The organism is Leptotrichia trevisanii DSM 22070 (assembly GCF_000482505.1).
GTDB classification, from domain to species: Bacteria; Fusobacteriota; Fusobacteriia; order Fusobacteriales; family Leptotrichiaceae; genus Leptotrichia; species Leptotrichia trevisanii.
This window is the reverse complement of record NZ_AXVL01000038.1, coordinates 1-26,766: the sequence shown is the minus strand read 5'-3', so window position 1 is coordinate 26,766 and position 26,766 is coordinate 1. Positions and strand designations below refer to the sequence as shown.

The following is a 26,766-nucleotide window of genomic DNA, read 5'->3' as shown; positions in this document are numbered from 1 at the left end:
AAAAGAGAATACTTGGATAAAGTTCTGAATATTGATTACAAGTCATTTGGGAAAGATATTATTATAACTGGATATGCTGGGCCAAACTGGTTTGTGACAGAAGATCTAAGGGAATATTTTTATAATAAGAAGCCTGACAGAACTAGATACCCTCAGCAGATTACTTCTGAAGAATTTAAAAAACAAGGCTTTACAAAAATCTTTTTCCTTGGAGAAGATCACGACGAATTGCTGGAACTGGAAAATGAGATAAAAAGAGTGGTGGGTGAAGAGAATATAAGTCTTTTATTTGCAAATGAAGGAAGTCTGGAGGTTTTTCCTGCAGATTGTAATAAAGCGAAAGCGGCGGAAGTGGTGCTGGAAAGAGATGGATTAACATTGAAGGACGCTGTTTCATTTGGGGATGGACTGAATGATTATGATTTGATAACAGAAACTGGACTTGGATTTGCAATGGAAAATTCGATTTATTTATTGCTTGAGAAATTGACAGATACAGAAGTTATTGAAAGCAATGCAAATGATGGGATGGCAAAAAAGGTACGAGAACTATTTAATTTATAAAAAATAAAAATATAGGAATAAGAAAGGATTACTTTGAAAAATTTAAAAAAAATTTTTATACAATTTATAAAATTTCTATTTATATCAGGAACTGGATGGGTTATAGATTTTGGATTATACTTAATATTAACTGGTATATTTAATCTTAAAATACTGTATTCAAACATATTAAGCTCTATACCAGCAATAACTTTTGTTTTCATAGTTTCTACAAAAAAAATATTCAAAGAGAATAAAAAAGGATTTTCAATAAAACAGAAATATATAATATATTTTTTATATCAGATGATATTAATATTTTTTATATCTTCATTAGCACAAATATTATATATATTGGCTATTAAAAATAATATTAATTTTAGTTCATTAAAACTAATTATAAAACTTTTAATAACTCCAATTACTATGATACTAAACTTTTTTGTTATAAAATATTTAGCTGAAAAACTTTAGAAAATAAATGTTATAAAAAATATTTCTATTTAAACTAAAATACTAGATTTATTTTAAATTTTTTTATATAATAACAAAAGGAGTAGTAAATTATTTATTATCACTATTATATTTATCTAATTAAAAAAACTACTCCTTCTTAGAGTATATTTTTAAAGAAAGGGTAAAATATAATATGAAAATACTATTAACTGGCTCCAACGGCCAACTAGGACATGACTTCCAAACACTATTTGATAATCTGAATATAAAATATATGGCAACTGATTATCAGGAACTAGATATAACAAGTGAAGAAAATTTAGAAAAGTTTTTTGAAAAAAACAATGATTTTACACACATAATAAATTGTGCTGCGTATAATGATGTGGATAAAGCAGAAAATGACGATAAAGTCTTTTTGCTAAACGAGCAGGCACCCCAAAAACTAGCAGAATTTGCTAAAAAAATAAATGCAATTTTTGTAACTTATTCAACTGATTTTGTATTTGATGGAAAAAAGGGAAGAAGTTATGTAGAAGATGATATTCCTACTCCTACATCGCATTATGGACTTGCAAAGGCGAATGGAGAAAAATTAGTATTGGAAAATTATAAAAAATCCTTTGTAATAAGAACATCATGGGTTTTGGGAAAAGCTAACAATAATTTTAATACCCAAGTCATCAACTGGAGTAAAAATCGTGATACATTAAATATAGTTGATGATCAGATTTCTGCACCCACATATTCAAAGGATTTGGCAGAATTTTCGTGGAAATTGATACAGACTGGACAATTTGGGTTGTATCATATTACAAATAATGGGACTGCCAGTAAATATGATCAGGCAAAATATGTATTGGAAAAAATAGGTTGGAAAGGGACTCTTGAAACTGCGAAAACAGAAGATTTCAATCTCCCTGCCAAAAGGCCTCATTTTTCAAAGTTATCTTCTGAGAAGGTTGAAAAACTGTTGGGAGAGAAGATTCCAGATTGGAAAAACGGGATTGACAGATATTTAATAGAAATGGGAATAATAAAAAAATAGCACTAAAAAAGGAATATTTATCTCTAAGTCATGGAGCAATATTCCTTTTATTTTATATAACTTTAAACTCCAATGAAGTAAACTTCGCTTCATCACTATCACCTCTGGCAATAAGCGAAATTCTACCTCTTCTATCTACACGTAAAAATCTGTATTCCTTTTCTGAAAACTTTCCATTTCGTTGTTTTATTCTTATTTTTTTCCCTTTTAAGTAGCTATTTTCGTTTACAATTTTTAATACATTTTCCCAATTTTTATTTAAGCTATGAAATTGATTCTCAAAATTTGATACGACTTCTTCTATAATTTGCTGTATGGGATGAATTTTTCCAGTGATTTCCACAAGCGAAACAGCTTTTTCACGAAACATTCCAAAGTCAGTGTTATTAATATTTATTCCAATTCCTATTATTATGTGGTTTCTTGCTTTTTCGCATAAAATTCCGCACATTTTTTTATTTTCGTAATAAATATCGTTTGGCCATTTGAAAGTTAGTTTATCTTGACTGCTTATATACTTTTTTAATACTTCGTGGACAATGTAGCCTGCAAAAATTGTTATTTTTTCATCCAATTCAATGTCATCCTTAACGGCAAAGGAGAATAGCGCCGCCCCCTCGTTTGAAATCCATACACTATCCCTCTTACCTCTTCCATCTGTTTGCTTTTTTGCAACTATAACTTCAAATTCTTCTAATTTCAATTGTCGTCTTAAATATATATTTGTCGAATTTATTTCATCAAAAAATTTAAATTTCAAAGGTGTACCTCTTTCTACCTGATTAACTTTAAAATAAAATTTAATTTTATCAATTCATTAACTTAATCTTGGAAATATGAATATTCCGTAAACAGGGCCTGCATGAGCTCCAATTACTGCTCCAATTTCTCTGTTTAATATTAATGAATTTATTTTTGGATTATTTTCCACTTCTGAATAAATTCTCACTACATTTTCAAGCTCTGTCGGAGTTCCACCCCAACCGCTCATAAGAACGATACTTTGTTTCTTGCTTTCACGCTCAATGTATTTTTCGATGTATTTTTGTGCATTACGTTCACCCAGAACCTTTTTCTCAACTGTAACTTCCCCTTGATTTACAGTTAGAATAGGTTTCATATTTAATGCCCCTGCTATTGTTGAACTTGCCTTTCCGATTCTTCCGCCTTTTTCAAGATATTTCAAATCTGGAATAATCATAAGCAGTTTACCTTTTGTCCTAAAGTTATTTACCCAGTTGATAATTTCTGTAAAACTTTCACCTCTTACAGATTTTCCAGCAGCTCCTAATACAAGGAATCCTTGCAGCAATGAAGCCCCCAGACTATCAATCAGCTCAATGTCATTTTCCCTGTTTGTCAAACTTCTTCCAACTTTTGCGGCTTGTATTGTTCCGCTCAATTTTGAAGATGGATGAATAGAAATTATTTTTTTATACCCTTTTTCAAATAATTTATTGTAGGCATTTAAAAAGTCCTGCGGTGATGGCTGAGATGTTTTTATTGTTGCATCATTATCAAGCATTTCGTGCCAAAATTCAGTTTTTGTGATTTCTACACCATCTCTATAAAGCTCTCCATTTATATCAATTTTCAAAGGTACAATTCTTATTGGCAAGCCTTCAATATCCTCATTTGTCAAGTCTGACACAGAATCAGTTAAAATAGCAATTTCAGGCATATTAGGATCTTTATTTTCAATGTAGAAGTAGTAGTAATAGTTTTCCTGATTTCCGTCAATTACAGTTGTTTTTATTTCTGTTAATTTTTCCTCAATATTTTTTTGCGATTTTTCATCTTTTTCATTTCCACTTACAACGACTGTTGTTATAGTGTTTTTAGTTATCAAATCAGCTAATATCACATCTGTAATATCTTTTAATGATTTTTTTGCATATTTTATTTTTCCGTTTACAAGTCCTATAAAGTCATTTTTTGCTATTGTCAAGTCGTCTACTTTTGTATCTCTTACAGCTTTTGTAATTTCTACAGAATAGTTTCTTGCAGCAGCTTCCTTCACTTCGTCAATGTCAATTTCCTTATTTTTTAGGAAATAATATCCATCAAGCATTGTTTTTGTGTCCAGAACCATCACGGTTTTTTGAGCTTTTTCGGCTGCCATTTTAGCTGTTGTGATAACATTTTTATTATTCGGCAGGACATAAACATTTTCCTTTTCGGTTTTATCAATTGCATTTAAAATTTCCTGAACGCTCGGATTTTTACTTTGCCCTCCAAGAATTACCACATCTGCACCGATTTTCAAAAATTCATCTTTCAAGTTTTCAGAATCAGCCAAAATCACGAATGCAGATTTTGTTTTATCAATTTTTGGATTTACAAAGATTTTTGCTTCGTCCTTTTCGCTAAAGATTTGCAGATTATCATGCTGCAATTTCATATTTTCTATTTTCATCTTTTCAAGCGGCCCATATTCCAATGCAATTTCTATTGCCTTTCCAGGATGGTTTGTGTGAATATGTGTCTTGAATTTTTTGGAAGTTTGTGCAAATACCGCAGAATCTCCCAGTTCAAGTACACGTTTTTTGTACTCATCTGTGTCAAAATCCCCATTTAGAATGATGTATTCTGTACAATATTGAAAATGTATGCTTTCAGGATCGTGATCAATATTTGCTATTGTCTTGTCAAATTCAGTTTCTTTTACTTGAGCCTTTTTTAATTCAGCCAGCAAGTTCAGTTCCGTTGTAACTTTATAGAACCCTTCAAAAAAGAAAAATAATCCTTTTCCACCGGCATCAACTACTCCAGCTTCTTTTAATTTTGGAAGCAAGTCAGGTGTTTCTTCCACCGCTTTTTCCCCGGCCTCCACAATTTCTCTTAAAAATTCAACTAAATCCTCAAATTTATCAGCACATTCCATCGCCTTTTCAGAAATCTTTCTGATAACAGTCAGCATTGTCCCCTCAATTGGCTCACTTACGGCATTATACGCTGTTTCTTTAGCACTTACAAGAGCCTCGGCGACATCTTTTGGTAATAACTTAACCTTTTCACCTATACCCTTTAAAAATCCTGTAATCACTTGTGATAAAATTGTACCCGAATTCCCTCTAGCTCCCATCAGTACAGCTTCTTCAACTACTTCCACAAGTTCAGGCATTTTTATTTTATCATCTGTTTTTTCTTCCAAATCATTTATCATAGAATTTAATGTCATTGACATATTGCTCCCAGTATCTCCATCAGGCACTGGATAAACATTTAATTCATTTAATAAGTCCTCATGTTTTGTAACCCATTTTCCTCCACCAATGAACACTAATTTTAGCCTCTTGGCGTCCAAATATTTTATTGCCATTATTTCCTCCTAAAAAATAATTTTATATTTTTTTATATTAATAACATATTTTTTTTAATACATCTTTAAGTATTAAGTATTTAGATAAGTCATTTTTCTAGTTTTTATTTTTAGGTTAATTTATCTAATAATTGTTTTTCACTTTATTTTTATGTTTTTCTTTTTTATAAAGCAAAGGGGAACAATCGCCATCCCCTTTGCAATCCTCGCTCGTCTAAGCATTTTTTGAAAACAAAAATTAAACTCGCTTCGCTCAAACAGTAATTTTTATTTCCAAAAAATCACGACATTTTTAATTTAATTAAACCAAATATAATTAAGAAAAAACAATTATTAATCAAAACGACTTATTTGAATAATTAAAAAAATTTACTTTAAAATTTCCTAAAATTTGTGTTACTTTACGTTTATTAGAAATTTTTGAAATAACTTATCTTTTTTCAAGATAGTTTCGATAAATTCCCGCACTGCTCCTTCTCCGCCGTTTTTAGTAGAAATGAAGTCTGCTATTATTTTTGCTTCATTTACTCCATCTAGTGGAGTTCCAGAAAAGCCTACTTTTTTCATAATTTTTATATCATTTAAATCGTCACCCATATAGGCAATTTCTTCTTTTTGAAGTCCTGTGATTTGCATTATTTCATCTAAAATAACAGTTTTTTCTGAAATGTCCTGATACAGGTATTTTATTTTAAGCCTTTCGGCACGTTTGCTTACCAGTTCAGATTTTCCGCCCGTAATAATTCCAAATTTAATGCCTAATTTTTGTGCATTTACAATGGCATAGCCGTCCTTTACGTTGAATTTCTTTAATTCTTCGCCGCTATTCCCAAGGTAGATACCGCCATCAGTAAGTGTTCCATCTACATCCAGTAAAATTAATTTTATCATTTTTTCTCCATTTTTTATATATAGCTTGTTATTATTATACCATAACATAGGCTTATTGTTCAAATTTATTTTATGATGAAATTTTGAAAAAACTAAAAAATATGATATATTTTAGTAATACCACTTAAAAACAGAATTGAAAAGTTATAATTATTGTACTCAAACCTAATATTTATTTAGTTTTTATCAGTTCTATTTTTGAAAAATTGAATATGGCTATAAAATTTTAAATATATTTAATTTTGAAAAAATGACAGTAATAAAAATAGTTAATTAAATGAAATTCAAATAAAACTCATAAGGATAATAAACTTTTATTCTCTAAAATAGGTACAATCAAAAAATAGGAAGAATCGAGGTAATAGATATGAAAAAAATAAATTTAAAAAAGGGGAATAAAAAATTTGCTTTATTTTCAATGTTATTTTTAATTTTAAGCTGTTCCAATAAAACTGAAAATAATTCAGGCAATACAAATAATATGGCAAATGTTGAGCAGCAAAAAAGCATTTCTCAGGAGGATTTGCAAAAATATACTAAAAATGCGGTACAGACGCAGGATGCCTTTGTGAGCGTGCATAACAGCGTTAAGGATTCGATTGTAAATATCAGAACTAAAAAGACTGTTACAGTAAATACTTACAATCCGCTGGAAGAACTGTTATACGGACGTTCTGGCGGGCAGGAAAAACGTGAGTCAGGTTCACTTGGTTCAGGATTTGTTGTTTCAAAGGACGGATATATTGTTACAAATAACCATGTTATCGACGGTGCAGATGAAATTTATGTAAAATTCTCAAATGGACGTGAATATCGTACAAAACTTGTAGGAACTTCACCAGAAGTTGACATCGCTGTATTAAAAATTGACTCAAACGAAACTTTCAAACCACTGGAATTTGCAAACTCAGATCAAGTCCAAATCGGACAATGGTCAATCGCCTTTGGAAATCCATTAGGACTAAACGACTCAATGACAGTGGGAATTGTAAGTGCCGCTGGACGTAGCTCGTTAGGAATTGAAGAAATTGAAAACTTTATTCAGACTGATGCCGCAATCAATCAAGGAAACAGTGGAGGGCCACTAATTGATATAACAGGCAAGGTTATTGGAGTAAATACTGCGATTTATTCACAAAGCGGAGGAAGTGTAGGAATCGGATTTGCAATTCCGGCAAACTTGGTAATGACTGTAAAAGATTCAATTATTGCAAACGGTAAATTTGAAAAACCATATATTGGTGTATATTTAAACAATTTAGATGAAAATAAAGTAAAAGCTCTTAATCTAAAATCTTCAAATGGAGTATTTATAAGCGATATTGTTCCAAATGGCCCAGCCGCAGTGGCAGGAATAACTAAAAATGACGTTATTACAGCTGTTGACGGAAAAGAAGTAAATTCTGCTGGAGCATTCGTTGGAGAAATAGCCGCTAAAAAAGTTGGACAAACTATAAAATTAACTGTATACAGAAATGGACAGGCAACAGAGGTAGCAGTAACGCTTGTAAAAACTCCTAGTGCTATTGAACAACAGCGTTTTATACAGCAAAGACAGCAGCAGCTTGGAAGATAGGCTCTCATTAATTTGTTGTAGATTTTGAACATACAAATATTAATATTGAAAATAAGAAAAATACTCTAAATTTATGTTAGGGTATTTTTATTTTTCAAATTTAGTATTAGGTTATTTTGTTTAATAACAGTTTTTACTATTTTTTTCTTTTTATATTTTTCCAGGATTTCTCATTGCCACAAATCACTATCTTGATAATTAAAATTGAAATTCGAGAAGCATGGGTACAGGGAGATGGTACCTGATGTCCTTGCTTAAAATAAATTTTGAATATAAATAAAATTAAGAAAAAACAATTATTAAACAAAATAATCCAAAATATAAACTTAAAAGAATGATTTAATTAAATGATTAAATAGTTAAATAATATTTATAAAATATGGGGTATAATTTATATTAATTGTATAGAATGTTTAAATTTTTATCAAAATTAATTTGATTTTACTATAAAGAAAAAAGGAGTTTTTAGCGATGGAATGTAAGATTTTTGCTGTAAAAGATATAAAAGGTAATAATAAAATTGTGAAAAATATGTTTTTACTTATGAAAAAACATTATGAAAATATGAAAAAAGATAAATTTTTAAGAGATTTGTATGATAAAAATGATGTTTTTCTGTTGTTTGAAAATAATGAATTAAAGGGATTTTCTACAATAAAAAAAATGAAATTAAATATTAAAAACGGTAAAGATTCTGAGAAAAAAAGAATAGCTGGATTTTTTTCTGGGGATACTATTATTGAAAAGGGATTTTCGTGGGGAATTGAATTTCAGAAGGAATGGATAAAATACTGCCTTTTGGAAAGTGAAAAAAATATGAAAAATGGTGTGAAAACTTATTGGTTCTTGATTTCTAAAGGGATAAAGACATACATGTATCTTCCGACGTACTTTAAAAATTTTTGTCCAAAGGCGGATTATACTGAAAGTGAGATGGAGAAAAAAATAAAAGATATTTATGCTGAAAAAATATATGGTAATAGATACAACAAGAAAATTGGAATTGTTAAAAACGATGGAACAAATGACTTTTTGAGGGAAAATGTCGTTGTACTTTCGGAAAAGCAGTTGAAAAATAAAAATATACAGTTTTTTTTAGAAAAAAATCCCAACTATCAGAAAGGCGATGAGCTGGTGTGCCTTGCCGAAATTTCCTTTGATAATTTAACAAATTTGGGAAAACGGGTTTTGAAGGAAATTTTTTAATTTTTAAAACTAAATAGTTTGATTCAAAAAGTAAAATTTGATTTTTTAAAAAAATAAATTTCAATGATTTTTATGATAAAATATTGGAAGTTAAATAAATAAAAAAGGTGAATTTTATGAAGATGTTGTTTATTTATCCTGGATTTGGAAAGAAAAAGGGACAGAAATATATTTTTCAGTTGAGGACGTTTGAGCCGCTTACGTTTGCTTACTTGCGGGCATTAACTCCTTATGATATTGAGTGTGAGCTGATTGATGAGAGGATTGAGGCGATTGACTATGATAATGATGCAGATGTTGTTGTAATTACTTTGGAAACTTATACGGCACGGCACGGATATGAGATTGCTAAAAAATTTAGGGAAAAAGGAAAAAAGGTTATTGTTGGGGGGACACATGCTTCGCTTGTGCCAGATGAGGCTATGAAGTATGCAGATTCTGTAGTTACAGGATATGCTGACGATATTTGGGGGAAAATTATTAAGGATTATAGGAATGGAACGGAAAAGAAACTGTATATTGGGGGGCTTAGCAATAAATTTTTAATACCAGACAGAAGTATTTTTAAGAAAAAATATTTAATTTCAGTTGTGGAAACTGGACGTGGGTGTCCTCATCACTGTGAATTTTGTGCAATTTCGGCAGTTAATAAGAAACGGTATGCTAAAAGACCTGTTGATAGTGTAATTGAGGAATTGAAGCATATAAAGTCAAAATATATATTTTTTGCTGATGATAACTTTGTTGCAGATCCGAAATATGCGTTGGAGCTTTGTGAGAAGATAAAGCCGTTAAAGAAAAAATGGATTTCGCAAGGGGCGATAACGATGGCAAAAAACGAGAAACTGCTTGCGGCTATGCGAGATAGCGGATGCCTTTTTATTTTAATAGGATATGAGTCAATAAATAAAGAGGCTCTTGACAATATGAAAAAGGAATGGAGCTACAAGCTGGGAGATATTGAGGAATCAACACGGATTATACATAAATACAACATTGGAATTTATGCCACATTCGTTTTTGGGTTTGAAGAAAAAATCGGCACTACGTTTGAAGATACTGTAAAATTTGCACAGAAAAATCATCTGGAATTTGTCCAGTTTAACTACCTCGTACCTTTCCCAAATACCGAACTTTATTTTAAAATGGAAAAGGAAGGAAGGCTTTTGTACAAAAAGTGGTGGCTGGAGCCACAAAAATATTCATATTTATTTTTTGAGCCTTATGATATTTCTACAAATGAGTTTCGTGACAGGTGTATTGCAGTAAGATATGCATATCATTCTGTAAAAAATATTTTGGGAAGAACCTTTGATGTGTTAAAAAGGACAAAAAATATACCATTTTCCATTATGTATTTGTTTTTGAGCTTTGGGCAGAAGGCTGTTATAAAGAAATTTCAGGATTTGCCAATTGGAGATAATTTAGATGAAAAAATTCGGTAAAAAAAGTAAATTTTATGAAGTAAAAAATTTAAAATATGTGATTTTAAACAGATTATTCATATTTTTTTGTAAAAAATCCTACAAAGATTTTGTTTCCAATATAAAAAGTAAAAGTAAAATTCGGCAAACGCAAGTAAAAATACTTTTGGAAATATTGAAAACTAATAAAAATACAGAATATTTAAAAACTTTTGAAACAGAAAGCCAAATTTTAAATGCAGAAAATGAAAAAGAATTAATAGAAAAATTTCAGAATAAAATTCCGATTGTGAATTATGAGGATATTAAGGAGTTTGTGGAAAAGGAGAAAAGTGGGGAAAACAATGTTCTTTTGAGTGATAAAATTAAGCTATTTGAACTTACGAGCGGGAGCACATCCGATGTGAAATATATTCCATACACCGAGAAATTTTTGAAAAGCTATATGAATGGCGTTTTTGCATGGATTTACAATTTATATCAAAATAATAAAAGACTTTTTTTTGGAAGTTCCTACTGGTCTGTTTCTCCCATTTTAAAGCGAGAAGTTGTAACTAGCGGAGGAATCCGTGTGGGAATCGAAGATGATACTTCGTATTTTGATAAAGTTTCTGGATTTTTTTTAAATAAACTGTTTACAGTTCCGAAAGAGATAAAAAATATTCAGAATATGGAGGATTTTTTGCTGATTACAGCGGTGTTTCTGCTTTTGTCAGAACATCTTACGATGATTTCTGTCTGGAGTCCATCGTTTCTTATGATTTTGCTTGATTTTATTGAAAAAAATCATAAAGTGATTTGTCAAATTGTAAAAAGTGAGGATTTAGATGCTGAGTTTTTTGCCGATAAAAATTTGGAAAATAAAAAGTATTTTCAGATTATTAAGAAAAAGTATAGGAAATTGTGGAAAAAAAATAGAAGTAAATTTTTGATAAATTATTTTGAGAAATATGAAAAAAATATTTTGAGTAAAAATGATAAAACTCAGAATTTAGAAATTACGGAAAAAAATAACGAGAATGAAATTATAGCTGAAAATAAGAATTTGGAAACTAAATTAGGAAATAAAATTGTGGAAAACTTTGTGGATTACTCTGTGATTTGGGAAAAGCTTTCGCTTGTGAGCTGCTGGGCGGATAGTGATTCCTATGAAATTTTTATGAAATTGAAGGAAAAACTGAATCCCAATAAAAAAAACATGAATTTGAAATTTCAGGGAAAAGGGCTTATGTCAACAGAATGCATCGTAAGTTTTCCGCTGGAAAATGTGAAAAATGGGAGCGCTATTGCCTATAACTCGTTTTTTTATGAATTTATTCAGGTTTCTGATGATAAGCTGGAAAACAGGAGTCCAAAACTTTTGGATGAATTGGAGCTGGGAGAGCGTTATTGCGTTGTTGTTACGACAAATGCTGGGCTTTACAGATATAATACGAATGATATTGTGGAAGTTACAGGATTTTATCATAAAATTCCGATTGTAAAGTTTGTTGGTAGAATAAATAATTTTTCTGACATTGTGGGGGAAAAATTAAAAAATTCGTTTGTGGAAAAGCAGGTTTTAACAACATTGGAAGAAAATAATATAAAGAGGGAATTTTTACTGTTTGCACCAGTAAAAAATGAAACAGGGGAAATTTTTTATACTTTATTTTTAGAAATAAAAAAAGATGGCAGAAAATTTAATTGGAAACAAATTGAAAATAAAATTAACAGCAGTTTATGCAAAGCATTTCATTATGAATATGCGTATAAATTGGGGCAGTTGAGAAAAGTAAGAGTATTTTTAATAGAAAAGGATGGATTAAAGACTTATACGGCTGAAAAATCGAAAAAGCAGAAAATAGGCGATATAAAATATCGGCTGCTAGATAAAAATTTTGGCTGGGAAAATAAATTTGCAGGAGGATTTGGAGAATGAAAGTGGCATTACTGGCACCAGCAGGGGCAATGTACAGATTTAATGGAACATTTAAGAAGGCGATTCACTATGCACCGCTCACATTATCGACACTTGCGGCGTATATTCCAGAAGACATCGAAGTTGTAATTCATGATGAAACGATTGAAAAAATACCGCTTGAACTGGATGCGGATATTGTTGTTATGACTTCTATTACGGGAACCTCGGAAAGAGTGTATAAATACGCAAGATACTTTAAAAGCAAAGGAAAAAAAGTAATTTTGGGCGGACCTCATCCTACGCTTTGTCCAGAAGAGGCGATACAACATTGTGATTCTGTTGTAATTGGGCGTTCTGAATGGCTTTTTACGGAAATAATGGAAGATGCGAGAAATAACAGTTTAAAGAAATTTTATGTGCAGAAGGAAAATAGCCTGGAAAATTTGAAATTACCAAAAAGGGAACTTTTGAAAAAGGAAAGATATATTTCCATAAATAGCATTGAAGCTACAAAAGGATGTTCTTTCGACTGTTCCTTCTGCGTTGGGAAGGCTTTATACCCCAAATTACTGAAAAGACCAATTAATGAAATTATTGCGGAAATTGAGACTTTTAAGAAAAAAGAAGTTTTGTTTATAGATTTAAATTTGATTGCTGACAAAAATTATGCTAAAAAACTGTTTATTGAATTGACACCTCTCAAAAAATGGTGGTTTGGGCTGGCAACTTCCAACCTTGTTCACGATGACGAAATGATAAGGTTAATGGCAAAAAGTGGCTGTAAAGGCTTGCTTATTGGATTTGAAGCTGTCTCGAAAGAATCGCTGCGGGCTATGAATAAAGGGGTAAATGTTATGGCTGATTACCATTTGCTTATGAAAAAGCTGCATCATTATGATATTGCTGTAAACGGAACTTTTACATTCGGTGCAGATGACGATGATAAGGATATATTCAAGCGAACGGTGGAGGAAGTAATAAAAATGAAAGTTGACTTGCCAAGATACTCTATATTAACTCCATTTCCTAAAACAAAACTTTACAATGATTTGGAGAAGCAAGGCAGAATTTTTGAAAAAAACTGGACAATGTACGATGTTCAGCACGCTGTATTTCATCCAAAAAAAATGACAGCACAGGAACTTCAGGAAGGTGGAATTTACGCTTGGAGGGAAACTTATAAAGTAAGCTCAATTTTTAAAAGAATCGCAAGATTCAGCGTTATTGCACCAATTATGCTTAATACTAACTTGGGGTATAGGCATTATGCCGATAAATTGGAGGAATTTACTTTTGAAAAAATGACAGATAATTCTGATATTCCAAATGTAGATTAATTAGTTAATTTTAAATAAACAATCATATAAATTATTTTTTTATTAAGAAATTTTGATTAATAGTAGTTTTTTCATTTATATTTATGTCTTTTTTTATATAAAGCAAAGGGGAACAGTCGCCATCCCCTTTGCAAACCCGGCTTGTCTAAGCGTTTTTTGAAAATAAAAATTAAACTCGCTTCGCTCAGACAGTAATTTTTATTTCCAAAAAATCACGACATTTTTAATTCAATAATACCAATTGTAATGTTAAAAAAATAATAAGCAAAATTTCGTTAATAGAAAAAGAACTGTTTGAGATTTTTGAGTACAATTTAAATTACAGTTGATTAAGGAGATGGAATAATCTTTATTAAAAATCGAGTTTTCTTTTTCTGTTATAAGAAAGTTTTGCGTAAAGCGGGGTAGTTCGTAGAACGTTTCGCCGTTAATCTCTAAGTAGTAGCAAGTTATATATGTAAAAATAACTTTTATTGCAAAAAAGGGCATGGCGTTTGATGCCCTTACGTTAAATGAAACTAATTAAAAAAAAGAAAAATTAAAAAATTTTATATAAATAAGATTTTAAGTTTAATTATAATGTTTAAGACAATAAATTAAATTATTGATAAGGAGAAGAAAAATGAAAATAGCTTTTTTACGTCCTAATATGGGGGGAAAACGTTCCAATGATGCGATAGAGCCGCTTGCTTTTGCGGTGCTTTCGGGGCTTACGGATAAGACTAAACATGAGCTTATGCTGTTTGATGATAGGATTGAGGATATTCCGATGGATCTTGAGGTTGATTTAATTGTAATTTCTACGTTTACGATGACGGCTAGACGGGCTTATGAACTAGCAAAAAATTATAGGAAACGTGGGGTTTATGTGATGATTGGAGGGTATCACGCCTCGCTTATGCCTGATGAAGTGCAGGAACATGCAGATACGGTTTGTGTGGGAAGTGGAGAAGTTACTTGGAATGAATTTTTGAATGATTTGGAAAATGGGGTGCCGAAAAAGAGGTATGAATGTAGAAAATTGCCGGATATTAATAATGTTGTTTATGATAGGAGCATTTACAAGGGGAAAAAATATTCTTTTGTCGTGCCAGTTCAGTTTGGGCGAGGCTGTATGCATCAATGTGAATTTTGCACGATTGGGGCAGTTCACAAAGGAGATTTTCAACATAGGGATGTTGAGAATGTGATAAATGAGGTAAAGGAAATTTTTAGAACGAATAAAAGGGCGAAAATTGTTTATTTTGTGGATGATAATATTTTTGCCAATAAGAAAAAAGCTCTAAAACTGTTTGAAGAATTGAAAAAACTGAAAATAAAATGGGCTTGTCAAGGCAGCATCGATATTGCAAGAGATGAGAAATTGATAAAATTGATGTCAGAAGCAGGGTGTATTGAAATGCTTCTAGGATTTGAGAATATAAATATAAAAAATATTAAGAAGATGAAAAAGGTTGCAAATTATAAGTTTGACTATGAAAAAATCATTGATATTTATAAAAAATACAGGATACTTGTACACGCAAGCTATGTAATCGGATATGATTATGATGATAAAAACTGCTTTGATGAAATTTTGGAATTTTCTAAAAAGCATAAATTTTTCCTTGCAGGCTTTAACCCGGCATTGCCAATACCAGGAACTCCTTTTTATGAAAGATTAAAAAAAGAAGGAAGACTTCTTTATGAAAGATGGTGGCTGGATGAGAACTTTCGTTATGGGAAAGCGTGCTTTGAGCCATATAATATGACGATCGAGGAATTTGAGGCGGGAATTTTGAAGTGCAAGGTGGAATACAACAGACATTCGAGTATCTGGAAAAGGCTGTTTGACGGTGCTGCCAATTTTAAACATGCCCTTGTATTTCTTGCTGTAAATTATATCAATCGAAAAGAAGTTTATAACAAAAAAGGAATAAAATTATGAGAATAATGCTTGTTTTAGCAAAGGATAACATTTACAAATACAACTCGATTCACAAAAGAAAATATTATCCGCAAATTACGTTAATAACGCTGGAATCACTAATTGACAGAAAGTATAATGCTGATGTTGTTATTGTGGATGAAGGTGTGGAAAAATGGGATGCTACTTCTAAAAAATATGAAAACGAAAAATTTGACTTAATTTGTATTTCTTCGGTAATTTCAGGATCGAAAAGGGCAAAAGAGATTGCCAAGTTTTGGAAAAGTAAAGGAGCGCATACATTAATTGGCGGACATTATGCGACAGCTTTGAAAGAAGAGGCATTACAATATTTTGATACAGTAATTACGGGAGCTGCTGAAATTTCATTTCCGATGTTTCTTGAAGATTTTACAAATGGAACTCCAAAAAGAGAATATTTTAATCTTGTTGGAAATGATTATGAACCGAAGCCATTAAACCGAAAACTTTTGAAAAATAAAAAATATTTTAAAAATTATGGCACAATCGTCGCAAACAACGGCTGCCCTAATAAATGCTCCTACTGTTCCATCACAAAGATGTATTCTGGAAAAAATCAGATAAAAAGCATAGAGTACGTGATAAATGAAATAAAAACGAATAAGCCTAAAAAATGGATATTCCTTGATCCAAACTTTTTAGGCAACAGAAATTACGCCATTCAGCTAATGGAAGAATTGAAGAAATTAAAAATAAAATGGACTGCTTCTGCAACAATAAATATTGGTAATGATAAAAAAATTTTGCAGTTAATGAAAGAATCTGGCTGTATAGGCTTGGTTATCGGCTTGGAAAGTTTTGTTCAGGAAAATCTTGACGGAGTAAATAAAAAATTTAACAATGTCGCAGAATACAAAAAACTCGTAAAAACGATTCAATCTTATGGAATATCAGTCCTTTCCACACTTATGATAGGAATGGAAACTGACACAGTGGAGTCAATTCGCCAAATTCCTGATATTATTGAGGAAATTGGGGTAGATGTGCCAAGATATAACATAATTACTCCGTATCCAGGAACACCTTTTTTTAATCAGTTAAAAGAAGAAGGCAGATTACTTACAGAGGACTGGTATTACTACGACACTGAAACAGTCGTATTCAAGCCTAAAAATATGAGTTACGACACATTGCAGAAGGAATTTTATAAATTGTGGCTTGATACTTTCACTTTCAAGCGAATTTTAAGAAGAGTGAAAACTTCTAGGAATAAGGGGCTGAAATTCATTTTGGAAGTATTTTCTAGGCAGCATGCACGGAAATTCAGGAAGTATGGGAAGATTAAATTTGAGAAGTAAACGACTTAGATTATTTTATTTAATGACAGTTTTTACTATTTTTATTGTGTTTTTTCTTTAACAATTTATCAGGAACAGATAACTATTTTTTTGAAAGACTCAAAAAAGAAAGGAATGCTAAGAATGAAAAAAGAAAAAATAATAAAACTGTTTATAACATTATTAACAAGTGTTGTAATTGTTTTTTCTATATTATTTTATCAAAATTCTATTCATGAAAATGAACTTGAGAAATTCAGCTATAAAAAATATTTACATGAATTTGGATTTAGTAAAACTGAAAATCCAACTGAAGAAGAAATACAAAACAGTGATAAATACTTGAAACTTTTAGATAAAGCTACTTATGAAAAGAATAAGGAAAATTACATAGAAGCAGAAAATATTTACATGGAAGCTGTAAAATATAATATTCTAGGCTATCAGGAAATAGGCAGAATGTATTTAGAAGACATTGAAAATACTGGAAAAGCGATAGAATATTTTGAAAAGGCTTATGATAAAGGGGATATAAATGCAGCATTTTGGTTAGGACAAAGTTATGAAAAAATAAATGATGAAAATATGAAAAGGAAATGGTATGAAAAAGGTGCTTTAAATGGCGATACTGATTCTGAAATTTATTTTGGAAGATTATTGTATTTGGAAAATAAAAAAGATGAAGCTGAAAAATGGTTCAGAAAAGCACTGATAAATTCAAAAAATGCTATCGCAATTTATAACCTTATGATAATAAATTATGAAAAAAGAAATATAAAGGAAGTTAAAAAATTGCAAAAGCAATTACACGAAAAAGGTGTAGAAGAAATGGATGACAATATGTTGGGAAAAGTAAAATATATGACGGGGAATAAAAAACAGCAACATATTTTCGTGTATCTTAATAATGCTGATAATTTTATTGAGAAAAAACAGTATCTAGAAGCTGAAAAAGAGTATATAAAAGCAATAAAATATGATAAAAAAATAAATTATTATTTAGCAGAATTATACAGGATTTACTTAAAAGATGTAGAAAAATCAGCAGAATTACATGAGGAAGCTACAAAAGTAGGCGAAAAAAGAGCATTTGCATTATTAGGGGATATATATTTAAATCGGGGAGAAACAAAAGAAGCAACAAAATGGTATAGAGAAGGAGCAAAAAAGGGAGAGTCAAATTCCCAATATAGAATAGGGAGAATTTTACAGCTTTCAGGAGAAATCAAAGAGGCATTTAAATATTACAATAAGTCGGCAAAACAGAAAAATATTTATGGTATAATCAGAGTTATAGAGTATTATTATGTAAATAAAAATTATAAGGAAGAAAAAAAATGGATTTATAAAGTTTTTAATGAAAATAACATTTTAGAATTAAATAAAAAAAGAAAGTTTATATTACTAAATAGACTCAAGGAGATAGAAGAAAATAATTGAATTAACGAAATATAATGAGAATAATGTATTGAAAGTAAACTAAAATTAACAGATAAAAACAAAAATCTTGAAAAAAAATATTTTCTTGAAAGGAACAAAAATTCTGAATAATAAAAAATCGTAAAAGGAGAAAAACAGTGAAAATAACATTTATACTGCCAGCCATTGGAAAGAAAAAAGGGCAGAAATATATAAAAACATGGAAAAATATGGAGCCGCTTATGATTGCAGTTTTAAAATCTTTAACTCCTGAGGATGTTGAAACGAATTTTATGGATGACAGGAACGAGTTTATAAATTATAAGGAAAATACAGATCTGGTTGTGATTTCTGTGGAAACTTATACTGCCAAAAGGGCTTACGAAATAGCAAAAAAATTTCAGAAAAGAGGAATAAAGGTACTTGCAGGGGGGTATCATCCAACTGTAGAGCCTGACGAGTGTCTGGAACATTTTGATTCGATTATTTTGGGGAATGCAGAAAGCGTGTGGACAAAGATGTTGAACGATTTGAGAAAGAATAAGCTGGAAAAACGGTATTATGGGGTAACTACGTCTTTTGCAATGCCTGACAGGAGTATTTACAAGGATAGGAAATATTCACCGCTTGCATTAATTGAAACTGGGCGTGGGTGCAATTTTGCGTGTGATTTCTGTGCGATTCATTCTTATTATGAGAAAAAGTACTTTAGACGTCCTATTGAGGAAATTGTGCAGGATATAAAAAATTCTGGGAAGAAGTATGTTTTTTTTATTGATGATAATTTTGTGGCGGATCATAAACATGCGATTGAGATTTGCAAGGCGATTGCTCCATTAAATATAAAATGGGTAACGCAAGGGGCTATTACCATTGCGAAAAATGATGAACTGCTTTACTGGATGAAAAAAAGCGGATGCAAAATGATTTTGATTGGATATGAGTCGATGAATCCAAATATTTTAAAGGATATGGGGAAAGGCTGGAGAAGTGGCGTTGGGGAAATAAATGAACTGACGGAAAAAATTCATAGTTATGGAATCGGAATTTATGCTACTTTTGTATTTGGTTATGGAAATGATACGAAGGAAACTTTTGATGAAACGGTAAAATTTGCCAAAAAACATGGATTTTACTTTGCGGCCTTTAACCATCTCGTACCATTCCCAAAAACAGGCATTTACAGAAAACTAAAGGAAGAAAAGCGGCTTCTTAGTGAAAAATGGTGGCTGGATGAAAAATACCCATACGGACGAATTTCCTTTCTTCCAAGTGATCAGACTCCCGATGAACTTTCCAAAAAATGTGCCAATGCAAGAAAAAGTTTTTTTGGATGGCGTTCAATACTTAAAAGAGGATTTATGCAGTTAAAACGGAGCCATGATTTGGGAATGTTTGCAATATTTTTTGCGCAAAACTTTAATTTGAAAAAAGAAGTTATGGGGAAATATGATTTACCGTATGCACAAAACTTGGATGAAGCTCCAAAATAATTTTCAGTAAAATAAGCCGTAAGTATTGTGATAATTTCAAAGATACAGTAAAACTGCTTTAAAACCGAAATAAAAAGTTATAACTGTTTTACTCAAATCCTAAATCTATATAATTTTTAACAGTTTAATTTTAAATGGGTTTGACTATATTTAGAATTTGATAAAACAAATGTTCTGAAGCAAAGGGGGACTTGCCCCCTTGTGAAAATAAAAAAACCTTATATTATTGAACAGATTCAGTAAGTTTTTAAAAGATATATTGAAAGTCAAAGACAGGAAAAATAAAAGTTAGATTCCATCCCGCCATCTGTCCTGAAACCAGAACCATTGCTCTGGCAGTTTTAAGATAATTTTTTCATATTCGGCTAAAATGGATTTCATAATTTCGTGTCTATTTTCATAATTTTCAGGCTGAATAACTTTATCTATAAAAATGTGGCAAATATTATTTTCATCAACTTCATTATGGACAATGACAATAGGTATATTTTCCTTTTTGGAAAAATATGCAGGAAAACCTGAATTAGTGGTAGGTAAATTAAAAAAAGTAATTTTATCACCTTCTGGTTTCTGTACATCACTTAAAAGCACAAAAACGCCCTTTGAATTTTTATTTTTCAAAAAAGATTTGTAATTTTGTTCTGGAAAATAAGTCATGTTATTCTTAAAACGGATTTTATCCATATAAGATTCAATAAATTTGTTTGAGATAATTCTAATAGGAATAAACATTGTATCGTTTCTCGTCGGAAACAGGCTGGCGTGAAAAAATCCGAAATGTGAAGTAACAAGAATAATCCGTTCATTTTCACTCTTTAATTTTTCCAGTAATTCAGAACTATATATTTTTGGCGAAAAATTTTCAAAATATTCATATATCCAAAAAGGCAGTAAAAACGACTTTGCTGTATTTTTATAAGATTTTATTGCAATTTCCTTGATTTTTTTCTTTGAATAATTAAAACTATTTTGTTCATTTAAAATCAAATTTAAGTTACGATACGACAATTTTCTTCCTTTTGGAATGAGATAAAAAAGCAAAACACCAATAAATTCAGATATTTTTAGACGAATTTTGGGTGAAAGAAAATTAAAGATTTTTATAAAAATATAAAAAATTGAGAATATTATAAAATCTATGGTTGTTTTCATAAAATGCTCCTTTAAATATAATCTATTTAATAAATTATACCACAGAAAATAAAAAAAATTAATTTTTTAGTATTGAAATTTATCTTTAGAAGTGTTATAATATTTTTGAGTAAAAACCAACAGATTGAATATAACAAATTGTGAAAAAAAAGTCTTGTTCATTATTGAATGGGACTTTTTTTTATGTTATAATCATTTGTCAAGGCTTCACAAACCTTGATGTTATGTTCGATATGTTGGGAGGTGGTCTCAATGATGAACTGGGATTTGACTGTTTTAGCAGTTATAATCACTGCTTTTTTATTTTTTAGCAGTCAAAAATAATTAAGTAAATTCCCATTGTTCTTCCCACCTTATGCCTGTCAGTTCTATTTACTGGACTGGCAGGTTTTTCGTTAAAATACCAAGGAGCTTTCTAAAAATGATAGAAAAAATAAAAATCGGTCTAAATAATTTGTATTTATTTAAAAATAAAAATGATGAATATTTATTGCTAGATACAGGGATAAATGTGAAAAAGGAAAAAATTTTGAAAAAACTGATTCAGAAAATTGGAGATATAAAAAAGATAAAAGTGATAGTTCTAAGCCATTCCCATTCTGATCATGTAGGAAATCTGAAAATACTCATTGATGAAATTGGAGATGTTAGAGTTATTGCACATAGAAATTCTGAAAATATATTAGAAACAGGAAAAAGTGTTATTCCAAATGGATTTTATCCGTTTACAGAAAAGATTTCTAAAAAATTGAAAAGTAAAAAGAATTTTAGTAAAAATATCTTTTCAAAATTGGAGAAAACTGATATGAAAAAAGTGATTTTTATTAATTTTTTACAACAGGAAAGGATTTTGCTTTCAGAATATGGTTTTGGGAATATGGAAATTATTGAAACAAAAGGACATTCAAATGATTCGATTTCTCTTGCAGTTTTTGATGAAAAAAATAATAAGAAATATTTGTTTTGTGGGGATATGGTTCAGAACTTATGTTTTAAATTTCCATTAATTCCGCTATTTGGGGAGAATAAGGAAGAGTTGATTGAAAATTGGAAAAAGATTATTCTGAATGGCTATGATAAAATTTTCCCTGCGACTGGGAAAGAGATTACGGCACGAGATTTAATTAGGAGACTGGGAAAAGATGAGAAAAATAGAATTTAAAATTATTCAAAATAGTAATTACAGCGATGAAATAAGAAATATTCTGGATGAAGAGGAAATGGAATCGCTTATACAGGTAAAATATGAGAAAGTGCCGAATTTATTTGAATCATTGCAAAAAGATAGTGAAAAGACACCGATTATCGTGGTAGGAATTGATACTGAAAATGACAATCTTGTTGGTGTTGGAGCTTGTTCTATTTTTAAAAATAATATCGGGTATTTAAATTCATTTAGAATAAAAAAAGAATATCGGAATAAAGTCAATTTTGGCAAGCCTTACAAAATGTTAATAACAGAAGCCAAAAAATGTGGAGTAAAAACTGTAATTACGACTATTCTTGAAGAAAATAAAATAGCACAAAGAATCTTGACAAAAAGGCGAAAAAGTATGCCAATTTATGAATTTTATAAAAACATTGTATTTTTTAGTTTGAAAAATAATAGAAAAGGTGATTTGGCAGTAAACGATGAAGAAATTTTAAATTATGGAAATTTTGAAATTCACTTGAAAAATAAGGCTAATAAAAAATATGTTGTGATGGACTATAAAAAAATTTATAAATTTTTGTATAACTTTAGAAAAGTGATAGCATTTTTTGGATATCCAGAAATGCCTGAAATTAATAAAATTTCAAATTTTTTGTATGCGGATTTTATTTTAAAGAACAAAAATGCAGATGAGAAAAAAAATAAAAATGAATTTAGAAAAGCTGTAAAATTTATTCAAAATAAAGGCTATAATTGTGATTTTTTTATGATTGGAAGTTATGAAAACTCGTTTTTGGAGAAGAATTTGAATAAAATGAAGGTTTTTAAGTATAAAAGCAAGATGTATAGGGTTTTTTATGAAAAAATTTGTAATTGTAAAAATAATGAAGAAATTAAAGATGAGGATTGGGAATTTTTACTTTGGAATTTGTAATATGAATTTTATAATCAAAGTGCAACACCTAAATATATTAAAATAATGTGCTTATTTTTTCAAATATAAAAATTTTATATTTATTAGTTCAATTTTTAAAAATATTTTATTTATTTTTAATAATAAAGATTATTTTATATAAAATATTATAAATTTATCTGATAAAAGTGTTATAATTTTTTACAAAATAATATTTGAGGAGGATTTTATGAAAAAATTAAATACAAATCAGTTGAAATATATTGCTTTATTTTTTATGTTTTTAGACTCAGTATTTTTTGCATTTTCAGGATTTTTACCATCTTGGATTCATTTAATCACAAGATTTGTGGCACCATTATTTGCATTTTTTACAGTGGAAGGCTTTTATCATACAAGAAATCGTAAAAAATATATGGCAAGATTGTGGATAGCCGCTATTTTGATGCAATTTGGAAATGTAATTTCATTTATTATACTAGGAGAAAGATATCAAATAATAGATAATATTTTTTTAAGTCTTGCGATTGGATTTACAATAATTTATTTCTTGCAAAAAGGGAGAAGTAGTAAAAAAGTAATTTATAATATTTTAGGAATTTTTCTTTTTATTTTGGGATTGGTATTTTCTTTTGTTCCTATTGTGATTGGAAATTATATCATGGGGCTTGAAGGTGGAATACAGACTTTGTTTACAATGATTAGTTTTTGGGCATTTTATGGAAATAGAAAAAAGCAAGTAATAACATTTTTGGTTTTGAATATGTTATATATTCCATTATTTACGCCATCGTTAAATCCTGCTAAATACCCTAATTCAAGAGCATGGTTTGATAGTTTTTGCTATAACAGCGACGGTTTAACATTTTTATTTTTGCCATTCATATTTTTATACAATGGAAAAAAAGGAAGCAAGGCACCAATTCACAAATGGTTTTTCTATATTTTTTATCCTTTACAATTTTGGATTTTGAATATTCTTGCATTCTTTTTGAAAATAAAAAGCTAAAGTTAAGCTATAACGCTTCTGATTTGTTTAGTCTTATCAGTTTGAATTTGAAAAAAGAGGGAGTGTACAAATAAAGCAAGGAAAAAAATGTAAAAAATTCTTATTCCCTGCTTTTTATTTTTTTATTTTATAAAGAAGTCAAGTAATCAACCAGTTCTTTTTCAATTTGTACATTAAATTTTCCAATTCTGAAACTGTATTTAATGTCTTCAAAATTTTCTGAATTTTTTTCCATTTCTTTTCTTACCACAGTTGGAAATTCACTCCAGAAAGTATTATATTTCCCATCTACATACGAAATTAATGTAGGTATTTTTATTTTTTCATCTGTATTTGGAAAAAATTCTTTGGCAGTTTCTCTTGAACGGTAGTCAATTTTTATTTTATTATTCAAGTCGCTGAATTTTTTTAGGAAAGGGACAGTTGCACGGCAATCTGGACAATAAACTTGTGCTACGGCGATAATTGTAATATCTTTATCTATATTTCTGATAGCTTTTTCAGTTTCGCTTGACAAAGAAATTTTTTCTATAATTCTTAGCTGCTTTTTATCTTCTTGTGCTTCAGTCACTTCAAATTTTAAATAATCTTCAAATGTTCCCATTGCTTTCACCTCATAAATTTTATTTCTCTTTTTGATATTGTATCATTATTAGGCAAGTTTTTGCAAGTTTAAAAAATTTTTAATTCAAATTTTGGGGGTAATGTGCTAAAATCATTGTAGGAGGAAATTTTATGTATAAGGCTGTTGTAAGTGATCTGGACGGGACGCTTTTAAATGAAGAGCATAAGGTTAGTCCGTTCACAAAGGAAACAATTGAATTGCTGCTGGAAAAAGGGATAAAATTTTATATTGCGACTGGACGGGGTTATGTTGGAGCAAAGGAAATAATGGACGAAATTGGATTGAAGATTCCTTTGATTACGTCAAACGGTGCCAGAATTGTAGATGAAAATGGAGTAGAAATTTATGTCAACAATATTGAGCAGAAATATGTGGATAAAATTTTTTCGATTGACTATAAATCATTTGACAAAGGAATAATTTTGAATGGATTCTCAGGCAATCACTGGTACGTAACAGAAGATGCCAGAGATTATTTTTATGCCCAAAAGTCAAATAGAAAGCAGTATCCGGAGCAGATTGAGCGGAATGACTTTGAAAAACTTGCTTTTACAAAAATATTTTTTCTGGGCGAACATGAAAAATTACTGGAAATAGAAAAGGAAGTACGAAAAGTAACAAACGGAAAAGTTAATATCGTATTTGTAAATGAAAAAAGTCTGGAAATTTTTTCAAGGGACTGTGATAAGGCTGTGGCTGCGGGATTTTTACTGTTAAGAGATGGAATGGCATTACAAGATGCTGTTTCATTTGGGGACGGATTTAATGATTACGACTTGATAACTCAGACAGGACTTGGATTTGCAATGAAAAATTCAATTTACAGATTGCTTGAAAAACTGACGGATACTGAAATTATCGAAAGTAACGCAAACGACGGGATGGCAAAGAAAGTGCGAGAACTCTTTGATTTATAAAATCACTTTAAAACTAAACTTCAAAGTTATAAGTATCTTACTTAAAATCTAATTTTGTTTAATTTAGATTAGTTCGATTTTGAAAGGGTTTGAGTATATTTAAAAAAATTAAATCTTTAAAATATAAATATTAGAAAGTGAAGGGAAATAATGAGTAAAATTGCATTGGTTGTAGATGATACGCCATATATTAGGGATGATATAAAGGATATTCTGGAAGATCAGGGATATAAGGTTTACGAGGCAAGCGATGGTTTGGAAGCAGTGGAAATGTACAAAAAGGTAAATCCAGAAATTGTAACAATGGACATAAATATGCCAAGAATGCACGGGCTAAAAGCCACACAAGTCATTACTGACTTTGATAAGGAAGCTAAAATTATGATTTGCAGCACAATGGTTATGTTCCCAAACTATATGAAAATGGGAAAGGAAGCTGGAGCAAAGGCATTTCTATCAAAACCTTTTGACGAAGATGAATTTATGAATGAATTTTCAAAATTATTTTTATAAAAATTATCAAAACACAATAAAAGAAGGAGAAAAAATCAAATGTTTAAGGCTGTTGTAAGTGATTTGGACGGTACACTTTTAAATGCAGAGCATAAAGTAAGTGAATTTACTAGGGAAACTGTAAAATTACTGCTAAAAAAAGGGATTAAGTTTTACATTGCGACTGGAAGAAATTATTTAGGGGCAAAGGAGGCTATGGATGAACTTGGTGTACAAATTCCACTAATTACTTCACATGGATCTGTTGCTTTTGATGAAAATGGGAATGAGATTTTTTCAAATAAGCTGAAAAGAGAATACTTGGATAAAGTTCTGAATATTGATTACAAGTCATTTGGGAAAGATATTATTATAACTGGATATGCTGGGCCAAACTGGTTTGTAACAGAAGATCTAAGGGAATATTTTTATAATAAGAAGCCTGACAGAACTAGATACCCTCAGCAAATTACTCCTGAAGAATTTAAAAAACAAGGCTTTACAAAAATCTTTTTCCTTGGAGAAGATCACGATGAATTGCTGGAACTGGAAAATGAGATAAAAAGAGTGGTGGGTGAGGAGAATATAAGTCTTTTATTTGCAAATGAAGGAAGTCTGGAGGTTTTTCCTGCAGATTGTAATAAAGCGAAAGCGGCGGAAGT

23 protein-coding genes are annotated in these 26,766 nt (G+C 30.0%); 18 read left to right on the top strand and 5 right to left on the bottom strand.

Translation table 11 applies throughout. The features are described 5' to 3' along the window. The 3 genes from K324_RS0107415 to rfbD form a co-directional block, all read left to right on the top strand. Positions 1 to 564 (top strand): HAD-IIB family hydrolase (locus K324_RS0107415; protein ID WP_026748604.1); only part of this gene is annotated, 564 nt, incomplete at its 5' end. A gap of 33 nt (positions 565 to 597) precedes the next feature. Beyond that, positions 598 to 1,017, top strand: a complete 420-nt coding sequence (locus K324_RS0107410; RefSeq protein ID WP_026748603.1) for a GtrA family protein — start codon at positions 598 to 600, stop codon at positions 1,015 to 1,017. Positions 1,018 to 1,192: 175 nt separating this feature from the next. After that, complete coding sequence (gene rfbD / locus K324_RS0107405; protein WP_026748602.1) at positions 1,193 to 2,047, top strand: dTDP-4-dehydrorhamnose reductase; 855 nt, start codon at positions 1,193 to 1,195, stop codon at positions 2,045 to 2,047. A 52-nt stretch (positions 2,048 to 2,099) separates the two neighbouring features. On the opposite strand, the gene K324_RS0107400 is transcribed toward rfbD, so the two are convergent. The 3 genes from K324_RS0107400 to K324_RS0107390 all read right to left on the bottom strand — a co-directional run bounded on the left by K324_RS0107400 (position 2,100) and on the right by K324_RS0107390 (position 6,260). Continuing rightward, complete coding sequence (locus K324_RS0107400) at positions 2,100 to 2,807, bottom strand: biotin--[acetyl-CoA-carboxylase] ligase (RefSeq protein WP_026748601.1); 708 nt, start codon at positions 2,805 to 2,807, stop codon at positions 2,100 to 2,102. A 57-nt stretch (positions 2,808 to 2,864) separates the two neighbouring features. Beyond that, entirely contained in the window at positions 2,865 to 5,369 is a 2,505-nt protein-coding gene (locus K324_RS0107395) for a DegV family protein (RefSeq protein WP_026748600.1), read from the bottom strand. A gap of 396 nt (positions 5,370 to 5,765) precedes the next feature. Next, positions 5,766 to 6,260 carry a KdsC family phosphatase gene (locus K324_RS0107390; protein ID WP_026748599.1) on the bottom strand — a complete coding sequence of 165 codons (495 nt, stop codon included), beginning with the start codon at positions 6,258 to 6,260 and terminating at the stop codon, positions 5,766 to 5,768. A gap of 367 nt (positions 6,261 to 6,627) precedes the next feature. On the opposite strand from K324_RS0107390, the gene K324_RS0107385 reads away from it, so the two are divergent. From K324_RS0107385 to K324_RS0107345, 9 genes are all read left to right on the top strand, one after another. Continuing rightward, on the top strand, positions 6,628 to 7,836 hold the full coding sequence (locus K324_RS0107385; RefSeq protein ID WP_026748598.1) for a S1C family serine protease: 1,209 nt from the start codon (positions 6,628 to 6,630) through the stop codon (positions 7,834 to 7,836). Between the two features lie 471 nt (positions 7,837 to 8,307). Next, positions 8,308 to 9,042, top strand: coding sequence for a hypothetical protein (locus K324_RS0107380; protein ID WP_026748597.1), 735 nt, complete (start codon positions 8,308 to 8,310; stop codon positions 9,040 to 9,042). Between the two features lie 116 nt (positions 9,043 to 9,158). Beyond that, positions 9,159 to 10,487: a B12-binding domain-containing radical SAM protein gene (locus tag K324_RS0107375; RefSeq protein ID WP_026748596.1), complete on the top strand. Its 1,329-nt coding sequence runs from the start codon at positions 9,159 to 9,161 to the stop codon at positions 10,485 to 10,487. Next, positions 10,471 to 12,387, top strand: coding sequence for a GH3 auxin-responsive promoter family protein (locus tag K324_RS0107370; RefSeq protein ID WP_026748595.1), 1,917 nt, complete (start codon positions 10,471 to 10,473; stop codon positions 12,385 to 12,387). Before K324_RS0107375 ends, K324_RS0107370 begins: the two co-directional genes overlap by 17 nt. Further along, the gene (locus K324_RS0107365; RefSeq protein WP_026748594.1) at positions 12,384 to 13,706 is read left to right on the top strand and encodes a B12-binding domain-containing radical SAM protein; all 1,323 of its coding nucleotides are present in this window, start codon (positions 12,384 to 12,386) and stop codon (positions 13,704 to 13,706) included. Before K324_RS0107370 ends, K324_RS0107365 begins: the two co-directional genes overlap by 4 nt. A gap of 622 nt (positions 13,707 to 14,328) precedes the next feature. Beyond that, entirely contained in the window at positions 14,329 to 15,633 is a 1,305-nt protein-coding gene (locus K324_RS0107360; RefSeq protein ID WP_026748593.1) for a B12-binding domain-containing radical SAM protein, read from the top strand. Next, positions 15,630 to 16,952, top strand: coding sequence for a B12-binding domain-containing radical SAM protein (locus K324_RS0107355; RefSeq protein ID WP_026748592.1), 1,323 nt, complete (start codon positions 15,630 to 15,632; stop codon positions 16,950 to 16,952). Before K324_RS0107360 ends, K324_RS0107355 begins: the two co-directional genes overlap by 4 nt. A 123-nt stretch (positions 16,953 to 17,075) precedes the next feature. After that, a complete protein-coding gene (locus K324_RS0107350; protein WP_026748591.1) occupies positions 17,076 to 18,371 on the top strand; it encodes a tetratricopeptide repeat protein in 1,296 nt (431 codons plus the stop codon). Between the two features lie 137 nt (positions 18,372 to 18,508). Further along, positions 18,509 to 19,843, top strand: coding sequence for a B12-binding domain-containing radical SAM protein (locus K324_RS0107345; protein WP_026748590.1), 1,335 nt, complete (start codon positions 18,509 to 18,511; stop codon positions 19,841 to 19,843). A gap of 288 nt (positions 19,844 to 20,131) precedes the next feature. Here the strand turns inward: K324_RS0107345 and K324_RS0107340 are convergent, their stop codons facing one another. Next, positions 20,132 to 20,995 (bottom strand): lysophospholipid acyltransferase family protein, encoded by an 864-nt coding sequence (locus K324_RS0107340; RefSeq protein WP_026748589.1) that lies wholly within the window; start codon positions 20,993 to 20,995, stop codon positions 20,132 to 20,134. 421 nt (positions 20,996 to 21,416) lie between these two features. Between K324_RS0107340 and K324_RS0107335 the strand changes: the two genes are divergently transcribed. The 3 genes from K324_RS0107335 to K324_RS0107325 all read left to right on the top strand — a co-directional run bounded on the left by K324_RS0107335 (position 21,417) and on the right by K324_RS0107325 (position 24,070). Further along, the gene (locus K324_RS0107335) at positions 21,417 to 22,157 is read left to right on the top strand and encodes an MBL fold metallo-hydrolase (protein WP_026748588.1); all 741 of its coding nucleotides are present in this window, start codon (positions 21,417 to 21,419) and stop codon (positions 22,155 to 22,157) included. Further along, positions 22,138 to 23,082 carry a GNAT family N-acetyltransferase gene (locus tag K324_RS0107330; RefSeq protein ID WP_026748587.1) on the top strand — a complete coding sequence of 315 codons (945 nt, stop codon included), beginning with the start codon at positions 22,138 to 22,140 and terminating at the stop codon, positions 23,080 to 23,082. Before K324_RS0107335 ends, K324_RS0107330 begins: the two co-directional genes overlap by 20 nt. Before the next feature lie 208 nt (positions 23,083 to 23,290). Then, complete coding sequence (locus K324_RS0107325) at positions 23,291 to 24,070, top strand: TraX family protein (RefSeq protein ID WP_026748586.1); 780 nt, start codon at positions 23,291 to 23,293, stop codon at positions 24,068 to 24,070. Positions 24,071 to 24,197: 127 nt separating this feature from the next. Here K324_RS0107325 and K324_RS0107320 read toward each other — a convergent pair whose 3' ends face one another. After that, positions 24,198 to 24,674: a thioredoxin family protein gene (locus tag K324_RS0107320; RefSeq protein WP_026748585.1), complete on the bottom strand. Its 477-nt coding sequence runs from the start codon at positions 24,672 to 24,674 to the stop codon at positions 24,198 to 24,200. A gap of 131 nt (positions 24,675 to 24,805) precedes the next feature. Here K324_RS0107320 and K324_RS0107315 point away from each other — a divergent pair, with 131 nt between their 5' ends. From K324_RS0107315 to K324_RS0107305, 3 genes are all read left to right on the top strand, one after another. Then, the gene (locus K324_RS0107315) at positions 24,806 to 25,612 is read left to right on the top strand and encodes a Cof-type HAD-IIB family hydrolase (RefSeq protein WP_026748584.1); all 807 of its coding nucleotides are present in this window, start codon (positions 24,806 to 24,808) and stop codon (positions 25,610 to 25,612) included. A 150-nt stretch (positions 25,613 to 25,762) separates the two neighbouring features. Then, positions 25,763 to 26,125 carry a response regulator gene (locus tag K324_RS0107310; RefSeq protein ID WP_026748583.1) on the top strand — a complete coding sequence of 121 codons (363 nt, stop codon included), beginning with the start codon at positions 25,763 to 25,765 and terminating at the stop codon, positions 26,123 to 26,125. A gap of 39 nt (positions 26,126 to 26,164) precedes the next feature. Then, the coding region (locus K324_RS0107305) for an HAD-IIB family hydrolase (RefSeq protein WP_026748582.1) at positions 26,165 to 26,766 on the top strand (602 nt) is incomplete at its 3' end.

Bases quoted from the DNA above. Each gene is read 5' to 3' on its own strand.
- K324_RS0107370 (WP_026748595.1), top strand. From the start codon at position 10,471: ATGAAAAAATTCGGTAAAAAAAGTAAATTTTATGAAGTAAAAAATTTA.
- K324_RS0107315 (WP_026748584.1), top strand. From the start codon at position 24,806: ATGTATAAGGCTGTTGTAAGTGATCTGGACGGGACGCTTTTAAATGAA.
- K324_RS0107375 (WP_026748596.1), top strand. From the start codon at position 9,159: ATGAAGATGTTGTTTATTTATCCTGGATTTGGAAAGAAAAAGGGACAG.
- K324_RS0107310 (WP_026748583.1), top strand. From the start codon at position 25,763: ATGAGTAAAATTGCATTGGTTGTAGATGATACGCCATATATTAGGGAT.
- K324_RS0107380 (WP_026748597.1), top strand. From the start codon at position 8,308: ATGGAATGTAAGATTTTTGCTGTAAAAGATATAAAAGGTAATAATAAA.
- K324_RS0107325 (WP_026748586.1), top strand. From the start codon at position 23,291: ATGAAAAAATTAAATACAAATCAGTTGAAATATATTGCTTTATTTTTT.
- K324_RS0107365 (WP_026748594.1), top strand. From the start codon at position 12,384: ATGAAAGTGGCATTACTGGCACCAGCAGGGGCAATGTACAGATTTAAT.
- K324_RS0107350 (WP_026748591.1), top strand. From the start codon at position 17,076: ATGAAAAAAGAAAAAATAATAAAACTGTTTATAACATTATTAACAAGT.
- K324_RS0107360 (WP_026748593.1), top strand. From the start codon at position 14,329: ATGAAAATAGCTTTTTTACGTCCTAATATGGGGGGAAAACGTTCCAAT.
- K324_RS0107385 (WP_026748598.1), top strand. From the start codon at position 6,628: ATGAAAAAAATAAATTTAAAAAAGGGGAATAAAAAATTTGCTTTATTT.
- K324_RS0107335 (WP_026748588.1), top strand. From the start codon at position 21,417: ATGATAGAAAAAATAAAAATCGGTCTAAATAATTTGTATTTATTTAAA.
- K324_RS0107320 (WP_026748585.1), bottom strand. From the start codon at position 24,674: ATGGGAACATTTGAAGATTATTTAAAATTTGAAGTGACTGAAGCACAA.
- K324_RS0107390 (WP_026748599.1), bottom strand. From the start codon at position 6,260: ATGATAAAATTAATTTTACTGGATGTAGATGGAACACTTACTGATGGC.
- K324_RS0107355 (WP_026748592.1), top strand. From the start codon at position 15,630: ATGAGAATAATGCTTGTTTTAGCAAAGGATAACATTTACAAATACAAC.
- rfbD (WP_026748602.1), top strand. From the start codon at position 1,193: ATGAAAATACTATTAACTGGCTCCAACGGCCAACTAGGACATGACTTC.
- K324_RS0107340 (WP_026748589.1), bottom strand. From the start codon at position 20,995: ATGAAAACAACCATAGATTTTATAATATTCTCAATTTTTTATATTTTT.
- K324_RS0107395 (WP_026748600.1), bottom strand. From the start codon at position 5,369: ATGGCAATAAAATATTTGGACGCCAAGAGGCTAAAATTAGTGTTCATT.
- K324_RS0107330 (WP_026748587.1), top strand. From the start codon at position 22,138: ATGAGAAAAATAGAATTTAAAATTATTCAAAATAGTAATTACAGCGAT.